20 protein-coding genes are annotated in these 18,687 nt (G+C 59.7%); 11 read left to right on the top strand and 9 right to left on the bottom strand.

What is annotated here, in order from left to right:
* Positions 1-99: 99 nt before the first annotated feature.
* From SIC15_RS04715 to SIC15_RS04705, 3 genes are read left to right on the top strand one after another with little or no spacing between them, the layout of a single operon-like run.
* Entirely contained in the window at positions 100-1,116 is a 1,017-nt protein-coding gene (locus SIC15_RS04715) for a GGDEF domain-containing protein (protein WP_412537160.1), read from the top strand.
* On the top strand, positions 1,113-2,111 hold the full coding sequence (locus tag SIC15_RS04710) for a GGDEF domain-containing protein (protein WP_412537159.1): 999 nt from the start codon (positions 1,113-1,115) through the stop codon (positions 2,109-2,111). Before SIC15_RS04715 ends, SIC15_RS04710 begins: the two co-directional genes overlap by 4 nt.
* Positions 2,108-3,559, top strand: a complete 1,452-nt coding sequence (locus SIC15_RS04705; protein WP_412537158.1) for a bifunctional DedA family/phosphatase PAP2 family protein — start codon at positions 2,108-2,110, stop codon at positions 3,557-3,559. The genes SIC15_RS04710 and SIC15_RS04705 overlap by 4 nt, the downstream gene beginning before the upstream one ends.
* A gap of 3 nt (positions 3,560-3,562) precedes the next feature.
* Here the strand turns inward: SIC15_RS04705 and SIC15_RS04700 are convergent, their stop codons facing one another.
* Together SIC15_RS04700 and SIC15_RS04695 are read right to left on the bottom strand one after the other, a co-directional pair.
* Complete coding sequence (locus SIC15_RS04700; protein ID WP_136629760.1) at positions 3,563-4,141, bottom strand: LON peptidase substrate-binding domain-containing protein; 579 nt, start codon at positions 4,139-4,141, stop codon at positions 3,563-3,565.
* A 49-nt stretch (positions 4,142-4,190) separates the two neighbouring features.
* Positions 4,191-5,447: an HDOD domain-containing protein gene (locus tag SIC15_RS04695; RefSeq protein WP_153634588.1), complete on the bottom strand. Its 1,257-nt coding sequence runs from the start codon at positions 5,445-5,447 to the stop codon at positions 4,191-4,193.
* Between the two features lie 160 nt (positions 5,448-5,607).
* Here SIC15_RS04695 and ilvD point away from each other — a divergent pair, with 160 nt between their 5' ends.
* Positions 5,608-7,443, top strand: a complete 1,836-nt coding sequence (gene ilvD / locus SIC15_RS04690; RefSeq protein WP_209398863.1) for a dihydroxy-acid dehydratase — start codon at positions 5,608-5,610, stop codon at positions 7,441-7,443.
* A 74-nt stretch (positions 7,444-7,517) separates the two neighbouring features.
* Here the strand turns inward: ilvD and SIC15_RS04685 are convergent, their stop codons facing one another.
* Complete coding sequence (locus SIC15_RS04685; protein ID WP_153634590.1) at positions 7,518-7,940, bottom strand: peptidoglycan-binding domain-containing protein; 423 nt, start codon at positions 7,938-7,940, stop codon at positions 7,518-7,520.
* A gap of 122 nt (positions 7,941-8,062) precedes the next feature.
* Positions 8,063-9,178, bottom strand: coding sequence for an AI-2E family transporter (locus SIC15_RS04680; protein WP_136629756.1), 1,116 nt, complete (start codon positions 9,176-9,178; stop codon positions 8,063-8,065).
* 127 nt (positions 9,179-9,305) lie between these two features.
* Here SIC15_RS04680 and SIC15_RS04675 point away from each other — a divergent pair, with 127 nt between their 5' ends.
* The 3 genes from SIC15_RS04675 to SIC15_RS04665 all read left to right on the top strand — a co-directional run bounded on the left by SIC15_RS04675 (position 9,306) and on the right by SIC15_RS04665 (position 11,027).
* Positions 9,306-9,656 (top strand): hypothetical protein, encoded by a 351-nt coding sequence (locus tag SIC15_RS04675; protein WP_069183973.1) that lies wholly within the window; start codon positions 9,306-9,308, stop codon positions 9,654-9,656.
* A gap of 75 nt (positions 9,657-9,731) precedes the next feature.
* On the top strand, positions 9,732-9,980 hold the full coding sequence (locus tag SIC15_RS04670; protein ID WP_069183974.1) for a hypothetical protein: 249 nt from the start codon (positions 9,732-9,734) through the stop codon (positions 9,978-9,980).
* Between the two features lie 147 nt (positions 9,981-10,127).
* Entirely contained in the window at positions 10,128-11,027 is a 900-nt protein-coding gene (locus tag SIC15_RS04665; RefSeq protein WP_136629755.1) for a haloalkane dehalogenase, read from the top strand.
* Positions 11,028-11,040: 13 nt separating this feature from the next.
* Here the strand turns inward: SIC15_RS04665 and SIC15_RS04660 are convergent, their stop codons facing one another.
* Positions 11,041-11,829, bottom strand: a complete 789-nt coding sequence (locus tag SIC15_RS04660; protein ID WP_412537157.1) for an acyl-CoA thioesterase — start codon at positions 11,827-11,829, stop codon at positions 11,041-11,043.
* A gap of 197 nt (positions 11,830-12,026) precedes the next feature.
* Between SIC15_RS04660 and SIC15_RS04655 the strand changes: the two genes are divergently transcribed.
* Entirely contained in the window at positions 12,027-13,541 is a 1,515-nt protein-coding gene (locus SIC15_RS04655) for a DEAD/DEAH box helicase (protein ID WP_069183977.1), read from the top strand.
* Here the strand turns inward: SIC15_RS04655 and SIC15_RS04650 are convergent.
* From SIC15_RS04650 to SIC15_RS04635, 4 genes are read right to left on the bottom strand one after another with little or no spacing between them, the layout of a single operon-like run.
* A complete protein-coding gene (locus SIC15_RS04650; protein ID WP_069183978.1) occupies positions 13,538-14,047 on the bottom strand; it encodes a dihydrofolate reductase in 510 nt (169 codons plus the stop codon). The two genes, SIC15_RS04655 and SIC15_RS04650, sit on opposite strands and share 4 nt — an antisense overlap.
* A 23-nt stretch (positions 14,048-14,070) precedes the next feature.
* The gene (locus SIC15_RS04645; protein WP_412537156.1) at positions 14,071-14,910 is read right to left on the bottom strand and encodes a thymidylate synthase; all 840 of its coding nucleotides are present in this window, start codon (positions 14,908-14,910) and stop codon (positions 14,071-14,073) included.
* On the bottom strand, positions 14,907-15,695 hold the full coding sequence (gene lgt, locus SIC15_RS04640; protein WP_412537155.1) for a prolipoprotein diacylglyceryl transferase: 789 nt from the start codon (positions 15,693-15,695) through the stop codon (positions 14,907-14,909). Before lgt ends, SIC15_RS04645 begins: the two co-directional genes overlap by 4 nt.
* 10 nt (positions 15,696-15,705) lie before the next feature.
* Positions 15,706-16,503 (bottom strand): sulfite exporter TauE/SafE family protein, encoded by a 798-nt coding sequence (locus SIC15_RS04635; RefSeq protein WP_069183981.1) that lies wholly within the window; start codon positions 16,501-16,503, stop codon positions 15,706-15,708.
* Positions 16,504-16,592: 89 nt separating this feature from the next.
* On the opposite strand from SIC15_RS04635, the gene SIC15_RS04630 reads away from it, so the two are divergent.
* From SIC15_RS04630 to SIC15_RS04620, 3 genes are read left to right on the top strand one after another with little or no spacing between them, the layout of a single operon-like run.
* Complete coding sequence (locus SIC15_RS04630) at positions 16,593-17,366, top strand: NRDE family protein (protein ID WP_412537154.1); 774 nt, start codon at positions 16,593-16,595, stop codon at positions 17,364-17,366.
* A gap of 55 nt (positions 17,367-17,421) precedes the next feature.
* A complete protein-coding gene (locus SIC15_RS04625; RefSeq protein WP_069183983.1) occupies positions 17,422-17,676 on the top strand; it encodes an exodeoxyribonuclease VII small subunit in 255 nt (84 codons plus the stop codon).
* The gene (locus SIC15_RS04620) at positions 17,676-18,572 is read left to right on the top strand and encodes a polyprenyl synthetase family protein (RefSeq protein ID WP_412537153.1); all 897 of its coding nucleotides are present in this window, start codon (positions 17,676-17,678) and stop codon (positions 18,570-18,572) included. The genes SIC15_RS04625 and SIC15_RS04620 overlap by 1 nt, the downstream gene beginning before the upstream one ends.
* The last annotated feature ends 115 nt before the right edge of the window (positions 18,573-18,687 follow it).

Genomic DNA, 18,687 nt, shown 5'->3' with positions numbered 1-18,687 from the left:
ATTATACCGCTGCGATATGCCATACTCGGAACCTGAAGGAGCTTTTGAACAACTCCCCGGGGACGTTTTTTCAGGGAGCTCAGGAAAAGGAAGGACACCATGGCCCAGATGGCCGAAAAATTCCTGTTAAGCAAATTGTCACGGGCAGGTTTCGCGGCCCTGATCGCCATTGCGACGCTTTGTGCCTTGCTGGGAGAGCCCATGGTTGCAGCAGCCGCAGCTGCGGCCTCAGGCATTGTAATCTCTGGCAAAACCTTCCACCCCAGCCGGGTGAATCAGCCCTGGCCCCGAGTCCAGCAGGCTTTTTTTGCCATTCTTCTGCTGATTCTTCTGGCCGGCTTCTGGACCGGCCCCTGGGTGCTTAGCCACTGGCTCTACGCACTTCCACTGGCCGCTTTCGCACTGGTTCCGCCCGCGGCCGCTGTAGTGGTGACGCTGCTGATCGCTGCTCTGGCGATGATCGCGACACAATGGGCCGTTGGCCTTGCCGACCGCCACCAAATGATCAGCGCTTTTCTGCTCACCATGCTGCTCTCGGCGCTGCTGGTCTTCCTTCGTGACTACAAAGCCCGGCAACTGGCCCCGTTGCGTCGGACCGATGAACTGACCCAGGCTGCCAGCCGGGAATATCTTTCCGCTGATCTGCACAAGGAAATCCAGCGCAGCGAGCGGGAAGGTACGGACATGTCCGTTATCATGATCGGACTGGACACCCACCTCAGCGACAATGATCCCGACGAAGACATACGCTCGATACTTCCTCGCATTGGTCGCTACCTGCACTCCCAGATCCGTGATTTCGACACCTATTACCGGGTGGCCGATCTTCAGTTTCTGGTAATCCTGCCAGGCATCTCCACCAGCGACGCCATCACCCGTGCCGAGACGATCCGCAAGGGCCTGGCAACACTTCTCGAGTCCCACGGCATGAACCTCACTATCAGCACCGGGATTGCCGGCCTGAACATCGGTGACGATGCCAACAGCCTTCAGCAAAGCGCAGCGAATGCCCTGCGCCGGGCCCAGCAGCAGGGTGGCAACCGGAGCCAGGCCTACAGTTCATGGTCGCAGCCGGCGCAACCGGGCCAACCTCAGGCACAGGGACCGGCATCATGACAGAGACCCGACTCAGAACCTGGACCCACGCCTTCGGCTATGGCATCGCCTGCCTGTTCATTTTCACCCTGGCCATGCAGAACCTGCGTTACGGCTTCTACGAGCTTTTCTATCTGGCCTCCGGGATGGCGGTCCTGACCCTGGCTGGCGCCATTTACACCATTATCTGTCGCCGGCACCAACTGTCAGCGCCAGGGCACCTTATCATTCTCTCCGGCCTGAACAGCGGTATGCTGGCAGCACTGCTGACCATGGATGCACCCGGCATCAGCCACTGGGCAATGCCCCTGCTCGTACTGAACCTGCTGATCCTGCCGTTGCGACAGGGTGTGGGACTCTCCCTTTTGCTGTTGGTGCCCATGACGATCCTCCTGTTCCTGGAACAGGCGCCGGCTGACGCCATTGCCATTACCGGGGGGCTGTTTATTCTTCTGGCGGTCGCCGCCCTAAACATCTGGCACTACGATCATATGGCACAGTCGGCCGAGGATCTGGCCATCACCGATCCGGTGACCGGCGCCCACAACGCGCGCTTCCTCGATGAAACCCTGCAGAAAGAAATCAGCCGGGCCATAGCCACCGGCCATTGCCTCTCAGTGATCGACCTGAGCATCGATTACGCGGATGAGGTGGCCGACCTCCACGGCAGAGATCAGGTCCAGGGCCTGTTCCGGGATATGACCGAACACCTCTTTGGCGTGATTCGTGCCGGTGACACCCTGTATACCCTGAAGGACTTCGAGTTTTTCCTGATCCTGCCATTTACGCCGGAGGAAGGGGTGAGGGTGATAGCCGAGCGGATTCGCCGGACCATCGCTGAACACCATTGGCCTGTGGTAGGCAAAGCTACTGTCAGCCTGGGCTGCACCACCCGGGGCAGCGGCGACACCCGAACCGACACACTCCGCAATCGGGCCCACCAGGCCATGGAGGAAGCTCGCAGACGCGGCACGGATTCGGTCTGGTTCAGCCCGGGAGAAACCATCGAAACATGAGCAGTGCCTGGCTGAATGACCTGTCGGCATGGCTGAGCCTGCATCCCGGCTGGCTTGCTACGGCGCTGTTTACAACCGCCTTTATCGAATCCCTTGCCATCGCCGGCATTATTGTCCCGGGTGTTGCCATCCTGTTTGCCGTCGCTGTGCTGGCCGGTGAAACCGGGATGCCCTTGCCAGAAGCACTGCTCTGGGCGGGACTGGGCGCCATTGCAGGCGATACGGCAAGCTTCGGTCTCGGGCGATTGCTGCAGGGTCGCCTCACAACGTCCTGGCCGCTGAGCCGTTATCCCAAAATCATTAGCACCGGCGAGCGTTTCTTTAACCGTCACGGTGGCAAAAGCGTGATCATCGGCCGCTTTGTCGGGCCGGTACGACCGGTTATTCCTCTCGTGGCCGGGGCCCTGATGATGTCCTGGCGTCGCTTTCTGGCCTTCAACATCGGCTCGGCCATCGCCTGGGCACCGGTTTATATCTTCCCGGGATTTCTCGTGGGCAGTGCCCTGGCTAGCGAGATCAGGCCGCCTGCGCACTTCTATGCGGTGATCGGCATCAGCCTCGCGGCCCTGACCGTGGTCTATTTCGTGCTATTGCGGTTCCAGCTGGGGCTTGGCGAAAGCAGCCGCTTCTACCAATGGCTGAAACAGTGGATGGCACAGTACGACGCCACTCACCGATTCTGGCGCCTGTATACCAATCAGCGCCCGGCCCGGGAAGGTGAATTTCCGCTGGCCTCATTCATGCTCGCACTGGGCGGTTCCGCCCTGCTGTTACTCTGGGGACAACTGGCCACAGCGACTCACCTGCTTGATGGGTTCGACCGGGCGACTCTTCTCTGGTTCGAGCAACTCCGCCAGCCGCTGCTGGACGGTCCCTTCATTGCCATCACGCTGCTTGGTGACGCCCCGGTACTTGTGGCTGCCGGTGCCCTGGCATGCGCGGCACTGATGTTCCGAGGCTACTACGCCGCAGCTGTCCATATTGTGGTGGCCGTCGTTTTAACGGTGGTTCTGGTCTGGGCCCTGAAATCTCTGCTCGGCGTTCCCCGGCCGGAAGAAGTCATGGGGCCACCGAATTCCGGCGCCTTCCCGAGCGGCCATACGGCAGGTATTACCTTGCTGGTTACCCTGCTGGCAAGCTTCGTTGCCGGTGAAAGCCGGCACCGAAAGCGCTGGCACTACTATGTCCTGCTGTCTCTCCCATTGGTTCCTGTGGCTCTAAGCCGGCTTTACCTGGGGGTTCACTGGTTCACTGACGTGATTGGCGGGTTGCTACTGGCGCTGGCTGTCACCGGAGCCGTACGGGCGAGCTACAGCCGGTACGACAAGGTCCCTTTGGCACCGGATATAACCATCGTGGCTGCAGCAGTTGTATGGGCGGTATTTGCTTGCGGGTATATCGTGCTGTCATGGGACGAAGCCGTACTGAATTTCCGTCCGATCGGCTAGAACCTAGCCCTCCTCGAGCGCTTCCAGAAGCTCCTGAAGTCGGCTGAGCCGTTCCAGCGGGTCCTGCAACTCTACCAGTTTCTGCTTTTCCTGTTTGTCCAGAGGCAATAGCTCCGTAAGCCGCCAGCCAACATCCCGGGCATCGCCATAATCAATGTCCATGTTCAGATCGCGGATGACCGGATGCCGGAACAGCGCCTTGAGCACGGAGGGCAGTTCGCTATAGCGCGCCGGCACCTCACTCTCTGCCTCTTCCAGCAGGCACTCCACGTCGCCAACATTCAGCCCGTCTTCCTGTTGCCAGCTCCGGACCACCGACACCTTGGATTCGCCCTCAACAGTAATCCCCAGAAGGCCGTTATCAAGCTGTTGGAAATCGATAATTCGCACATAGGTGCCAATGTCGTAAAAGGCTGCGGTGCGCCCGGTCTCTCCGCCTTCCTGCAACAGCACCACAACGAACCCGCGATCCTCCTTGAGACAACGCGTCAGCATGTCGATGTAGCGCGGCTCGAACAGCTGCAATGGAATCCTCCCCCTGGGCAGGACGATGGAATTCAGGGGGAACAAAGGTACATTCATAAGCGCAACAGTCACCGGAAAGCAGACTCCACAGTTTACACGGCCCGGATCATCGGATGGCTAACAATTGCTGTACTTCGTCGACCCGGGCCCTGGCCTCCGTCAGAAGCTGCAAACTGCGGGAGGCATTGAGTTCAAGTTCACCCAGACGCCGATACGCCGGCACCTGATCGAACGGGGGCAGCTCGGCATTCTGGCTGGAACCTATCATCGAATGCAATTGCGCCACGATAACGACATCCACGAGCTGGGGCGTCGTCTCGCGGCATTCATAACCCCAGTCTTCGGCATGGCGGACCGCTTCCACAAAGGCCGGCGGGAAGGACCAATTCTCGAGTACCGCCGTTCCGACGTCTGCCCTGAGTTCCCTGATCGCATGACTCAGGTTGGCCTCATCGGCAAAGAGGTTCACATGGTGTTCAGCCTGGACGAGTATCGGCACCACGCCAATATCGTGGAGCAAGCCCGCCAGCAACGCCTCCTCCGGGTTCAGTTTCGTGGCGTGATCCGCCAGCACCCAGCACAGGGCTGCCACCTCCCGGGAATGCCGCCAGAGCTTTTCCATCTCTTTCTGAAGTGACGCCTGGCGGGTCTTGAATACCTCCCGCATGGAAAACACCGTCACCAGTTGCCGGGTGGTACGCATGCCAAGGCGAACCACGGCTTCCCGGACGTTCCGGACGTCACTGAACCCTCTGTACAGAGGGCTGTTGCAGGCGCGGACCAGTTTGGCCGCCATAGCCGGGTCCGCTGACACCGCCAGCGCTACCTGATCCGCCGTTGATTCCTCTCGATCGACCGCTCGCCGCACTTTCCACGCCACATCCGGCACACTGGGCAGCTTGACCTGGTTCGACCGCAACTCCGACAGGAACTCCATCAGCAGGTGATGCTCCTCGCTCTCCAGCCCTCCATTACCTTCACCTGAATCCATCTCAACCTGTTCGACAGGCGCCGAACGCAGCAACTGGTTAAGGATGTCCTGTTCGACAACCAGGAATTCAGAGGGTTTGACAGCCGTAACGTCATACATCCTGGGTTGGAGCCGGGCAATGGGGTTCTGGGCCTTCTCGGTTTCGGCTTCGATGATTGTTTTCCGGCCATCCACAGATTCAAGTTCGATCTTTCCCGCTACCAGGAAAAAGTCCAGACCATCCCGGACACCCCGCTCCAGAACCCTTTGTCCGGGCCCATGAGTCCGTCGCTCGGCGCGGCTGGCAAGCAGGACCAGTTGATCATCGGTCAGCCGGTTCAACGGCTGAAACTCTTTCAGGCGACGAAGCGGCAGGCTTTCCTGGCCGGCCATAGGCATACTCCTTGTCGGTTCAAACCGGAAAATAAGTTGGCAATTGTGTTAACTATTGTAAACAGCGACTCTGAAAACAACCATGCGCCTCGAGTCTAATCTGGTATCCTCTGTTTTTTTGATCACCGTCATCAGGTAACAACAGAGAGAACAGAACACCATGCCTCAGTATCGTTCGCGGACATCCACCGCAGGTCGCAACATGGCCGGCGCCCGTGCCCTTTGGCGCGCTACCGGTATGAAAGACGGAGATTTCGGCAAACCCATTATCGCGGTTGCCAACTCTTTCACCCAGTTTGTGCCGGGCCATGTGCACCTCAAAGACCTTGGTCAGCTGGTGTGCCGCGAAATCGAGGCAGCCGGGGGGGTTGCCAAGGAATTCAACACCATCGCGGTCGACGACGGCATCGCCATGGGCCACGACGGCATGCTGTACTCCCTGCCCTCCCGGGAAATCATTGCGGATTCGGTAGAGTACATGGTGAACGCCCACTGCGCCGACGCTCTCGTATGTATTTCCAACTGCGACAAGATCACCCCGGGCATGCTGATGGCCGCCATGCGCCTGAACATCCCCACGATTTTCGTCTCCGGCGGCCCCATGGAAGCAGGCAAGACCAAACTGTCCGAGCACAAGCTCGATCTGGTGGACGCCATGGTCATTGCTGCAGACCCCAACGCCTCCGACGAACAGGTGGAAGAGTATGAGCGCAGCGCCTGTCCCACCTGCGGCTCCTGTTCCGGCATGTTCACCGCCAACTCCATGAACTGCCTCACCGAAGCCATCGGTCTGGCACTGCCCGGCAACGGTTCACTCCTGGCAACGCACGCCGATCGGGAGCAACTGTTCCTGAAGGCCGGTCGACAGATTGTGGAGAATGCACGGCGCTATTACGAGGAAGACGACGCCAGCGTACTGCCTCTGAGCATTGCCTCAATGGCAGCCTTTGAGAATGCCATGGTTATGGACATCGCCATGGGCGGCTCGACAAACACCATCCTTCACTTGCTGGCGGCCGCCCAGGAAGGTGGCGTTCCGTTCACCCTGAACGAAATCGACCAGCTGTCGCGCAAAGTTCCGCAGCTGTGCAAAGTCGCGCCCAACTCGCCCAAATACCATATGGAAGACGTGCACCGTGCAGGTGGCATCATGGGTATTCTCGGCGAATTGGAACGAGGCGGATTGATCAACACCGATCTTCCGACGGTGCACAGCAAAACCATGAAAGAAGCGTTGGAGACCTGGGACATCATGAGGTCGCCGACCACCGAAGTGGTCGAGTTCTACAAAGCCGGGCCGGCCGGCATTCCCACCCAGACGGCCTTCTCCCAGAGCACCCGTTGGCCAACACTCGATGGCGACCGGGAAACCGGCTGCATACGCTCGGTTGAGCACGCCTACAGCTCCGAGGGCGGCCTGGCAGTGCTTTACGGCAATATTGCCCTTGACGGCTGCGTGGTCAAAACCGCGGGGGTGGACGAAAGCATCTATGTATTCGAAGGCAAGGCCCGGGTATTCGAGAGCCAGGATTCTGCCGTTGCCGGCATTCTCGCAGACGAGGTCAAGCCGGGTGAGGTTGTGATCATCCGCTATGAAGGCCCCCGTGGTGGCCCGGGCATGCAGGAAATGCTCTATCCGACCAGCTATCTGAAATCCAAGGGCCTCGGGAAGGATTGCGCACTGCTGACAGACGGACGTTTCTCAGGCGGCACCTCGGGCCTGTCCATCGGCCACGCGTCGCCGGAGGCAGCCGCCGGTGGAGCCATTGGCCTGATCGAGAATGGCGATACGATCCGCATCGACATTCCGAACCGTAGCATCAACGTTGAAGTCGACCAGCGCGAGCTCGATCGTCGTCGGGAAGCCCGGGATGCCAAGGGCTGGAAACCGGAACTGCCGCGGGACCGCAAGGTATCTGCAGCCCTGAAAGCCTATGCGCTACTGGCCACAAGTGCCGACAAGGGTGCCGTTCGGGATCTGGAAAAGCTCGACTGAAAATCCTGAACGCTGGCCAGCAAAAAAGCCCGGCGGGTAAACCCGGCGGGCTTTTTCTGTTCAGAAGATTCCGGTTACCAGAGCGACCAGCCGCCGTCGTCATCTTCTTCGATGGCGTCGTCCTGCTCAGGCTCCGGGGCCGAAGTCTCCGCCGCTGCGGAAGACGCTGATTCCTGAGCCGGAGCGCTACTGGTTCCGGTAGACTGTGCTGGCGCCGACGCGGCCACCTGAACCGAAATCATGCCCAGGGCTTCCTTGGTCGGATCGTCCAAAATACCGGTGGCCTGGAGACCGTTATCCTGCTGGAACCGGGTCAACGCAGACCGGGTAGAGTCGTCCATCTGCGGGCTGACATTGGTAATATCGTACCCGGCTCCGTAAAGTGCATTCTTGAGTGCAACGATCTCATCAGCGAAGGCTGCAGGGGCAAAGCCCAGTGTGACCGCCAGTCCGGCCGCGGCGGTCAGGCGTCCCAGTCGGGAAGTTGCTTTTTTCATGGTACTCACCTGCTAACTCCTGATATCTCTTCGATATCCGTTTCTTTCTTGTTATGTGGTGCCTATCTCCACAGGCTGGGGCAAACGGTTAAAAGCCTACCATACTTTTGTCGTATGTCGCCTTACCGGACATCATGTCCCGTTGACCTGTCAGACTCATGCGCTTCATCTTCCACAGTGGCCGGTTGGCGGTGGGCCTCTTCGCTGAACTCGCGGATGAAAATCCCCCAGAACGCCATGAACAGGGCTGCCACCAACGGCCCCATCACGAACCCGTTGATGCCGAACATGACGATGCCGCCAAGAGTCGACAGCAGGACAATGTAATCCGGCAGTTTGGTATCGCGACCAACCAGTACCGGGCGCAACAGGTTGTCCGCCAGCCCTATGACCACGACTCCGAAGGCCGTCAGAACCACCGCTTCGATCACGTCTCCAACCGCCGCGAGGTAGATGGCAGCGGGCACCCAGACCAAAGCGGCACCCACCGCCGGCAACAGCGATACGATCGCCATGACCACACCCCAGAGCAGGGCCCCGGAGATCCCCAGAACCCAGAAAATCAGCCCGCCCAGGGCCCCCTGGATGATTGCAATCAGCAGGTTCCCCTTGACGGTCGCCCGGGTTACCTCTGCAAACTTGGCGAACAGCAACCGCTCACGTTCGTCGCCCAGTGGCAGCGCCCGGATGATCAGCTCTACCAGTGCACTGCCATCCCGCAGCAGGAAGAACGCCAGATACACCATCAAGGCCAGGCCGAGGAAAAACTGGAAGGTGTTCTGGCCAACGCCCAGGGCCTGCTTGCCAAGGAACTGACTGCCGCCGACAAAAATACTCACCGCCCGGTCCCTCAACTCGGCAAAGCTGATGTCAAACTGTGCCAGGAACGCCTGAATAGCCGGAAAAGACTGATTGACCCGATCAATGTATTCCCCGGGGCGAATGGCGCCACTCTGGATCTGCTGGTAGAGCGCGACGCCCTCGGCAACCAGAGATGTCACCAGAACCAGAACCGGGATAACCACAATAAACATGCAGATGCACAGGGTAATCAGCGCGTTGATGTTTGGCCGGTCACCCAGTTTACGTACGAGCAGTTGCTGCACCGGGTGAAAAATCAGGGCGATGGCGACCGCCCAGAATATGGGCCCGAAGAAGGGCTTCATCAGAAATACAAAGGCAAGGGAAACGCCGACCAGCAACGCCAGAAAAGTCCGTGTTTCAAGTTTTGCGTACATAATTTTTGCGGTTCCCTGATGTGGTTCTGCATGTTATCGGATGCATTCTACCCTACCACGCTGGCGTGGCCACTGTAGCTCTCTTCGGGTTATAGTGGACGGTTGTTGTTCAACTAATAGACAGGTCATGTTGTTGGAACTGGAAACCTTCACTGTCGAAACAGCCCTGGACGCGGCCACCGAGCTGCGCAAGGTACTGGCCGCCAGAACGCACCGGCGCAAGGTGATGGGCCAGGAAGTCGTGGTGCCCGGTCAGCTCGGCGAAGCCCTGCAGTTGCCACGTATCATCAACCGACTTCAGAGCAAGCAACAGAAGCAGCGGGACCTTGGCCTGGAGGACTTCCAGGAGCTCTGGCCCACACTGTCGCCACAGACACGGGAAAGAGTTCTGGAGGCGATTGGCTGGTATGACCCGAAGGAGCTTGACTGGGATGACAAGCGATCCAACCGTCGGCCACTGGTCGATCCAGACAGTTAAGCCGTATAAATCCGGCAACCCGACTTTGAAATGTCATACTTGGCCCATATGTTGGGCAGTATCAGGAGGATATTTATGACTCAAACACAGCATTACACGGCACTTCTGGCTGAGGGCAGCGCGGTTCCTACCCTGCTGTGCGGCCACTGCCATTCGATTCTCTCCAGGGCCCGGATTTTCAACAATCAGGGTGACCACCAGCAGGACATGGAATGCCGCACCATTGGCCTTTGTTCAGCTGACGATTGCGGTGCAGTCAATTGCTGCGACGAGGCTCTGGCCCGCGTTGACAACCCCGAACGTCTGTTCGGCATCGCGTCCTGATTCAAAGCGGCAACGCTCTGTTACGCAACTCAAACACACAAATTTTCCATCTGCTTTATCCTGATATTCGACGATTGTAGTAGGGCATTCTGATCACCGGATGCCGCCCGGCAATCACGCAACCAATCAGTCAGGACAGTCGATGGCATGCGTATTCTGAGAACCGATGAAGCCCGCTTCGCAGGTCTTCCGGATTACCCTTTTACTCCAAACCATCTCGACGTAGAACCCGGGCTCCGGATGCACTACGTTGACGAGGGCCCGCGAGGCGCGTCGCCGGTACTCATGCTCCACGGCGAACCATCCTGGTCCTACCTTTACCGGCACATGATTCCCCTCGTGGCAAGCGCCGGACATCGGGTACTGGCTCCGGATCTGATCGGCTTTGGCAAATCCGACAAGCCGGCCTCGGTGACCGACTACAGTTATGGCCGCCACCTGGCATGGCTGACCAGTTGGCTGGAACAGCTGGACCTTACTAACATCACCCTGGTTTGCCAGAACTGGGGATCGCTGCTGGGCCTTCGTCTGGCAGCCGAACACCGACAGCGCTTCAGCCGCATCATCGTGGGCAATGGCATGCTGCCAACCGGGGAGGCGCCTGTGCCTGCGGTATTCTCAGTCTGGAAGGCCTTTGCCACACACAGTCCCTGGTTTCCGGTTGGGCGCATTGTGCAGCTGGGAACCGATCGCACGCTGAGCAAGGCTGAACTGGCCGCCTACGAGGCTCCTTTTCCATCGGCGGAGTTCAAGGCCGGAGCCAGGGCGTTTCCGAAGCTGGTGCCAACTGAGCCTGGCACACCGGACAGCGATGCAAACAAGGCCGCCTGGCAGGTGCTTGAACGTTGGAAAAAACCGTTTATCACCTGTTTCAGCAGTGGCGACCCCATTACCCGGGGCGGCGACAGGCATATGCAGCGTCGGATTCCCGGTGCCCATGGCCAACCCCACATCACGCTCCGGGGAGGGCACTTCCTGCAGGAAGATTCACCGGAAGACTTCGCCCGCATTATCATCGATGCCCTGAAATCGGAAATGGCGGCCTGAGCCGCCATTTCCATCACCCGAACACGGTCACCGTCTGGCGGCTCAAAGCCACAAGCTCGCCTTTGGCAGTCCATATACCGGCCTGGGTATGACCGTAACCGGCACCCGCCTGATCGATAGAGACCTTGTACAACAGCCAGTCTCCCGGTTCCATGGCCGGCCTGGGATGGACGATGTCCAAAGCCCAGCTCAGGGAACTGGTTCGTACCCGCTGTTTCACATACGGCAGTACTGCCGGGGGCCAGGCATCAATGAGGGCAACGATATGGGCGTCAGAGAACGACTCCGGAGTTTTCCGGAACTGCATCCAACCGCCCAGTTCCCGACCGCCTTTGCCACTGAACGGCAGGTTTCCGAACGCCCATCGCATCTCAATCTGCTGGATGAATTCCGGTGTCACACCCTCGATATAGTCGAGCCCGTGACATTGATCGATCGGAGGCGCCTCGGGCGCAGGAAGCGCGTCCACCTGTACCTCCGACTCCCGGTCGCCGCCAAAGCTGGCCAGACAGACCAGCCGGGTTTCTCCTTTCTGGACAATGCGCCCCTGCACCTGACTGACTGCTTTTCCCTCACGCAGAATCTCGGCCTCGAATCTGGCCGGCACTTCGGGCTCCACCGGTCCCACGAACGAGACCTGCAATGACCGCATGGCGCGGCCCTCGGCAACAAGCATCTCCATTCTCTCGAACATCAATGCAGCCGTAAGACCACCGAATGTAGCTCTTCCCTGGGACCAGCTGCCGGGCATGATCAGTTCTTCGCTGCCACGGGCCGCCCGCAATAATTCGTCAAAGGTCATCTCAAGTTCCTGTTAGCAACCTATCGGGATAATACGAAGCCTGCCCAAGATCGGACGGCAACGCAATAACCGGTCCCCGGCAAGTACCTACAGCGGCTCCGGGGTTTTGCGTATTAAAACATCAACAAAACCGCTATAATGCCCGCACATCATGCATTGCCCGGCAATGCTCTACCTCCCGAATTCCGAGTGAATCAATGTCTGAATTGTCCTTTGCCGAACTGGGGCTGGATCCAGCCGTACTTGAAGCTGTGTCCGCCGTTGGCTACGAAACCCCGTCTCCCATCCAGGCCCAGTCTATTCCCGCGCTGCTTGCCGGCAACCATCTGTTGGGTGTTGCCCAGACAGGTACCGGTAAAACCGCGGCATTTGCACTGCCCCTGCTGAGCCGGATTGACGCCTCTGTTACCGAACCCCAGATTCTGGTGCTGGCACCAACACGGGAACTGGCCATCCAGGTGGCTGAAGCCTTTACCACCTATGCCAGCAAGTTCCGGAATTTCCATGTGCTGCCCATCTACGGCGGCCAGGATTTTTACCCCCAGATCAAGGGCCTCCGCCGCGGTGCCCAGGTCGTCGTGGGCACCCCGGGCCGCATGCTCGACCACCTGCGCAAAGGCACTCTGAAACTGGACGGCCTGAAGGCGCTGGTTCTGGATGAAGCCGATGAAATGCTGCGCATGGGCTTTATCGACGACGTGGAAGCGATCCTGGCGAAAACACCGGAGAACTGCCAACGCGCCCTGTTTTCAGCCACCATGCCGCCGCAAATCAAGAAAGTGGCCCAGACTTACCTGCGCAACGCCACGGAAGTTCGCATTGAAAGCGAAACCCGCACGGTCGAGCGCATCTCCCAGTTTGTTTTGCCGGTCTACGCCGAGCGTAAACTCGACGCCCTGACACGGATTCTCGAAGTGGAGCCGTTCGACGCCTCCATCATCTTCGTGCGCACCAAGGCGGAAACCACACTGCTGGCCGAGAAACTGTCGGCACGCGGGCACGCGGTGGCACCACTGAACGGCGATTTGAACCAGCGCCAGCGCGAGCAGACCGTTGAAGATCTCAAGCGCAGCAAGAAAGACATTATCGTGGCGACCGACGTGGCAGCCCGCGGTCTGGACGTGCCGCGCATTACCCACGTGATCAACTACGATGTGCCCTACGACACCGAAGCCTACATCCACCGTGTTGGCCGTACCGGCCGCGCCGGTCGGGAAGGCAAGGCCATTCTGCTGGTCACGCCTCGGGAGCGGAGCTGGCTGCGCACGCTGGAACGTGCCACCAACTCCCCTATGCAGGCCTATGAGCTGCCGTCACCGGTTGAACTGAAGAAAATGCGCGAGCAGCAGTTTGAAACCCAGCTGCTGGCGTTCGCTGAAGACAAGAAGCTGGCCAAGACCATGGCCCTGCTGGACGAGATCGCCGAGCGCAACGAGATGGATATGGCCATGGTGGCGGGTGCCCTGGCCTGCTGGATGGAAGCGGCCCAACCCGGTTCCCTGCCTCTGGAGCAGCCCGAGGCACTGCCGGTGGTCTCCGCCACGCCTCCGCCGCGTCGCGACCGCAAGGGTGGCCGCCCGGGCGATAACCGCAAAGGCCCGAAAGGCGGATTCAAGAAAGGACCGAAGGGACGCGGCGGCCCGGGGCCCAAAGGCAAGTCTCCCGGTAAGGGCGGCAAGCCCGCTGGCAAGCGCCCACCTCGCCAGGCTTAAGCCTGGCGCTGATAGACCACGAAGCTGTAGTCGTAAGGGTTGTTATCGGACGCGGAGAAATCCTCCCGTCCGATTTCCTCCCACTCATCCCAGTTCACTTCCGGAAAAAACGCATCGCCGTCCACCTCAGCGTGCACCTGGGTGATGTACATGCGATCCACCATCGGCAGCGCCTCGGCGTAGATCTGCCCGCCACCGATAATCATCACCTCGTCGCCACCCTCAAGCTCGGCCTGGGCTTCGGCTTTCACCAGCGCCTCGGGCAATGACTTGGCAGCAACCGTTCCGGTTGGTGCTTCCCAGGTTTCGTTCCTGGAAATCACCACGTTCATCCTGCCCGGCAGTGGTCGACCGATGGAATCCCAGGTTTTCCGACCCATGATTATGGGCTTGCCCATGGTGGCCTGTTTGAAATAACGCAGGTCTCCGGGCAAATACCAGGGCAGTTTGTTGTTCCGGCCGATGACCCGGTTGCGGGACATGGCGACGATCAGTGCTTTTCTCATGGATTCGCCTGTTTGGAATTGGATCAGATGGCAATCGGCGCCTTGATGCCCGGATGCGGGTCATACCCCTCAAACTCGAAGTCCTCCAGCTCGTACTCGAAGATGCTCTCGGGCTTGCGTTTGATCACCAGCGTCGGCAGGGCACGGGGCTCCCGCTTCAACTGCTCGAAGACGATGTCATCGGTCAGATGGTTCTGGTACAGGTGACAGTCGCCAAAGGTATGCACGAACTCACCAACCTCCAGGTCGCACTGCTGGGCAATCATGTGCGTGAGCAGAGCGTAGGAGGCAATATTGAACGGCACCCCCAGGAACAGGTCGGCACTGCGCTGGTAGAGCTGGCAGGAAAGCCTGCCTTCGGCCACGTAGAACTGGAACAGGCAGTGACAGGGCGCCAGGGCCATGCGGCCCTCGCGAACGTTGTCCTGGGGACCAATGGATTCGTCCGGCAGTTCCGCCGGGTTCCAGGCGGAGACAATCAGGCGGCGGGAATTGGGCTTGGTGCGGATCTGTTCGATCACTTCGCGGATCTGGTCGACCACCTCACCATTCGGGCACTGCCAGCTACGCCACTGCTTGCCGTAGATGGGCCCCAGGTCACCATTCTCCAGCGCCCACTCGTTCCAGATGGAGACCTTCCGCTCCCGCAGCCACGTATTGTCAGTAGAGCCCCGGAGAAACCAGAGCAATTCATAAATAATGCTGCGCAGGTGGACCTTCTTGGTGGTCACCAGGGGAAAGCCTTCCTGCAGGTTGAAACGGATCTGGCGGCCGAACACCGACCGGGTGCCGACACCGGTACGGTCTCCCTTGTCGAATCCGTTATCAACAACGTCTTGCATCAGGTCCAGATAGGCTTTCATCGGGCTTGTCTCCGGTAGGCAATAAACATCAGGGCGGCGCCGGCAACGATCATCGGGAAGGACAGTACCTGCCCCATGGTGAGCCAGTCAAAAGCAAGGTAGCCCAGTTGCGGATCCGGCTGGCGCACGAATTCCACCAGGAAACGGAATACGCCGTAGCAGACCAGGAACAGACCGGAAACCGCCATGGTCGGCCGCTGCCGGGATGAGAACCACCAAAGAATCACGAACAGGGCGACTCCCTCCAAGGCAAACTGGTACAGCTGCGAGGGGTGCCGGGCGAGCGAGTCCGGCGCCGTGCGAAATACCATGCCCCAGGCAAAATCCGTAGGCTTGCCCCACAGCTCGCCGTTGATGAAGTTTCCGATCCGGCCTGCGCCAAGGCCCAGGGGTACCAGCGGCGCTACAAAATCGGCCATGCGCCAGAAACCACTACCCACCTTGCGGCCATACCACCACATGGCAAGCATCACGCCCAGCAGACCACCGTGGAAGGACATGCCGCCTTCCCAGACACGGAGTAGCCAGAGCGGGTCGGCCAGGAAGGCATCAAAGTTGTAGAACAGGACATAGCCGAATCGCCCGCCCAGGATCACCCCCAGGGCCAAGTAAAACAGCAGATCACCCATCTGCTCTTCGTTGATGGGCGACCAGGGTTTGCGGGTGCGGAGCCGCCCAAGCCACCAGCCGGCCACGAAGCCAAACAGATAGGTCAGACCATACCAGTGGATCTTGAAGGGACCGATAGCAATGGCCACCGGATCAATCTGGGGATGCTGCAGCATCAACTACCTCTCAGCTCAGGAGAAAACGAAGCCCCACCAGCAGGAGCATGATGGAGAAAGTGCGCTTTAGAATCCGGGCATTCAGCCGATGGGCCAGGTTAGCACCCACCCGGGCAAAGAAAACGCTGGTGAGAATGATACCGATCAGGGCCGGCAGATAAATGAATCCGGCACTCAGCTCCGGCAATGCGGGGTTGCTCCATCCAGTCCAGATGTTACCCAGGGCACCGGCGATGGCAATCGGCAGGCCACAGGCCGCCGATGTGCCCACCGCCTGCTGCATCCGCACGTTGCACCAGCTCAGATAGGGAACCGTAAGGGTTCCACCACCGATTCCGAAAATCGCGGAGGCCCAGCCGATGCCGCCGCCGGCGACGCCCAGACCGGCGACGCCGGGGACATCGCGACCGGGTTTGGGGTCGACCTGGAAAAACATCTTGAGACCCACCAGGATCACGAAAATACCGATCACCAGTTCCAGGGCGCGCCCGCTCAACAGGGATGCTGTCCAGGCGCCAACCAGAGCCCCGGCCACGATTCCCACGGTCATGGGTCGGAACAGATCCCAGCGCACGGCCCCGTGCTTGTTATGGGATCGGATAGAGCTGACCGAAGTGAAAACGATGGTTGCCAGCGAGGTACCAACGGCCAGATGGGGAATAATGTCCGGATTGATTCCCTGCAGACCAAAACTGAACATCAGCACAGGCACGATGATCAGCCCGCCACCAATGCCGAACAGGCCCGCTACGGTGCCCGCCAGGGCTCCAAGGGCAAGATACGATGCGATTACATAAAACAGGGTCATAGTTTGAGGCACACCCGAGAAAACCAAGGCTGGTATGATACACAGCGCAAGAGTCAACTTCATTAACTCTGGGAACGCCATCCGCCACCATGTGCCTGATCGCCTTTGCCCTTGGCCAGAACCCTCATTTTCCGCTGGTAGTCGCGGCCAATCGGGATGAATTCTTCCGTCGCCCGACGGCCGCCATGGACTGGTGGACCACGGACTCCGGCACCCGGGTACTTGCCGGCCGCGACCTGCTTTCCGGGGGCACCTGGCTTGCGGTGAATGCCAAAGGCGAGGTCAGTGCTGTGACCAACGTTCGCGAAGGCACACCGGAAACCGGTCGAATCAGCCGGGGCGAACTGCCTTTGCGGGCTCTGACCGAGTCGCGGGAGCAGCTTGAGGGCTATCTGCTCGATAAGACCGACCAGTTTTCCGGCTTCAACCTAGTGCGCCTGTCTACTGAAAGCGGCTGGTATTTCAGTAATCGGGATGCACACCCCGGTCGGCATGTCCACCGTGGGGTCTATGGCCTGAGCAACCACCTCCTGCAGACACCCTGGCCCAAGCTTCTGCGTCTGCGCGAATCTGCAGGCGAGATCATTGGCGCCGCCGGCCAGAACGCCGAAAAGCTGCACAACGACCTGATTCCCCTGCTTCAGGACAGCACGCCGGCACCGGACCATCTGCTGCCCGACACCGGCGTTGGACTGGAGACCGAGCGTTTCCTGTCATCGCCCTTTATCGTCGGGACCGATTATGGCACCCGGGCAACCACCGTGGTGACCGTCTCTGCAGGGGGCGAAATCCAGGTGACCGAACAGAGCTGGGGCCCGGACGCCGAACCCGGTGAACGACGTCACTTCCATTGGCAGCGATAGCGATCAGGCTCTGGTATAATCCGCGAAATTCTGCCACCCGATCGGAGGGCCCCTGATGGCCGGTGAACAAGGCGCCACATCGATAGCCGATTTTGAGAAATCTCTGGATGAGCTGGAAAGGCTGGTTCGCGATCTGGAACAGGGCGAGCTGTCTCTGGAACAGTCCCTCACGGCGTTTGAGCGAGGTGTAAAGCTGACCCGTGAATGCCAGCAGGCGCTAAAGAGCGCCGAGCAACGGGTTGAACAGCTGGTCCAGAACAGCGACGGCACCCTCGAAACCCGCCCGTTTTCTCCGGATGATGCTGACTGATGCCCGGACCAAACCCGCTTGCCTCTGATTTTCTGGAAACCTGCCGGGCCCGCGTCGATGCGGAACTGGACCGTTGCATCACCCGTGATTCCGCCTCCGGCCGATTGCAGGAAGCCATGCGCTACAGCGTACTGGGCGGCGGCAAGCGGATCCGGCCAGCCCTTTGCCTTGCTGCGGCAAAGGCACTGGGACAGACCGGCGACGAGGCCCTGATCCCGGCCTGCGCGGTGGAACTGATCCATGCCTATTCACTGATCCACGATGACCTGCCGGCCATGGATGATGACGAATTGCGCCGCGGACGGCCCACCACCCACATAGCCTTCGACGAAGCCACAGCCATCCTGGCCGGAGATGCCCTGCAGGCGCTGGCATTCGGCTGGCTGGCCGAAGCTCCGGGACTGCCAGAACCCGTGCGCCTGATTATGGTGCGGGAATTGGCCCGGGCCAGCGGCCACGGTGGAATGGTTGGTGGCCAGGCCATCGATCTTGAATCCGTTGGCAAGACCCTGGCACTGGCCCAGCTCGAAACCATGCACCGGCACAAGACTGGCGCCCTGATCGAGACCAGCGTGCGGATTGGCGCCCTGACCGCACCCTCTGTCAGCGAGCAGGCTCTGGCCTCCTTGACAGAGTATGCCAAGGCATTGGGCCTGGCCTTCCAGGTTCAGGACGACCTGCTGGACATAGAAGGCGACACAACGGTCATTGGCAAGCCCCAGGGTTCGGACGCGGCCCGAGCCAAGCCCACCTACCCCGCTCTATTGGGCGTGGCCGGCACCCGGGAGCATCTGGCAGATCTGCTTGAACAGGCCCAGCAAAGCCTGAAGGATTTCGGCGCCGAAGCCGACCCCCTCAGGGCCATGGCCGATTACGTGGTGGCAAGAACCCATTGAACCCCGGCGCCCCGAAGGCGCACACTGGCCGTAAATATTTTCGTAACAACTGGCCCGCTTTGTGTGAAACAGCTTCCCCTGTTCCCTTATAATGCCAGTCAGTTACTGAACGTAC

The sequence above is a fragment of the Marinobacter sp. MIT932201 genome, assembly GCF_047123295.1.
Classification (GTDB): Bacteria; Pseudomonadota; Gammaproteobacteria; order Pseudomonadales; family Oleiphilaceae; genus Marinobacter; species Marinobacter salsuginis.
This window is presented reverse-complemented; position numbering and strand designations above follow the sequence as displayed.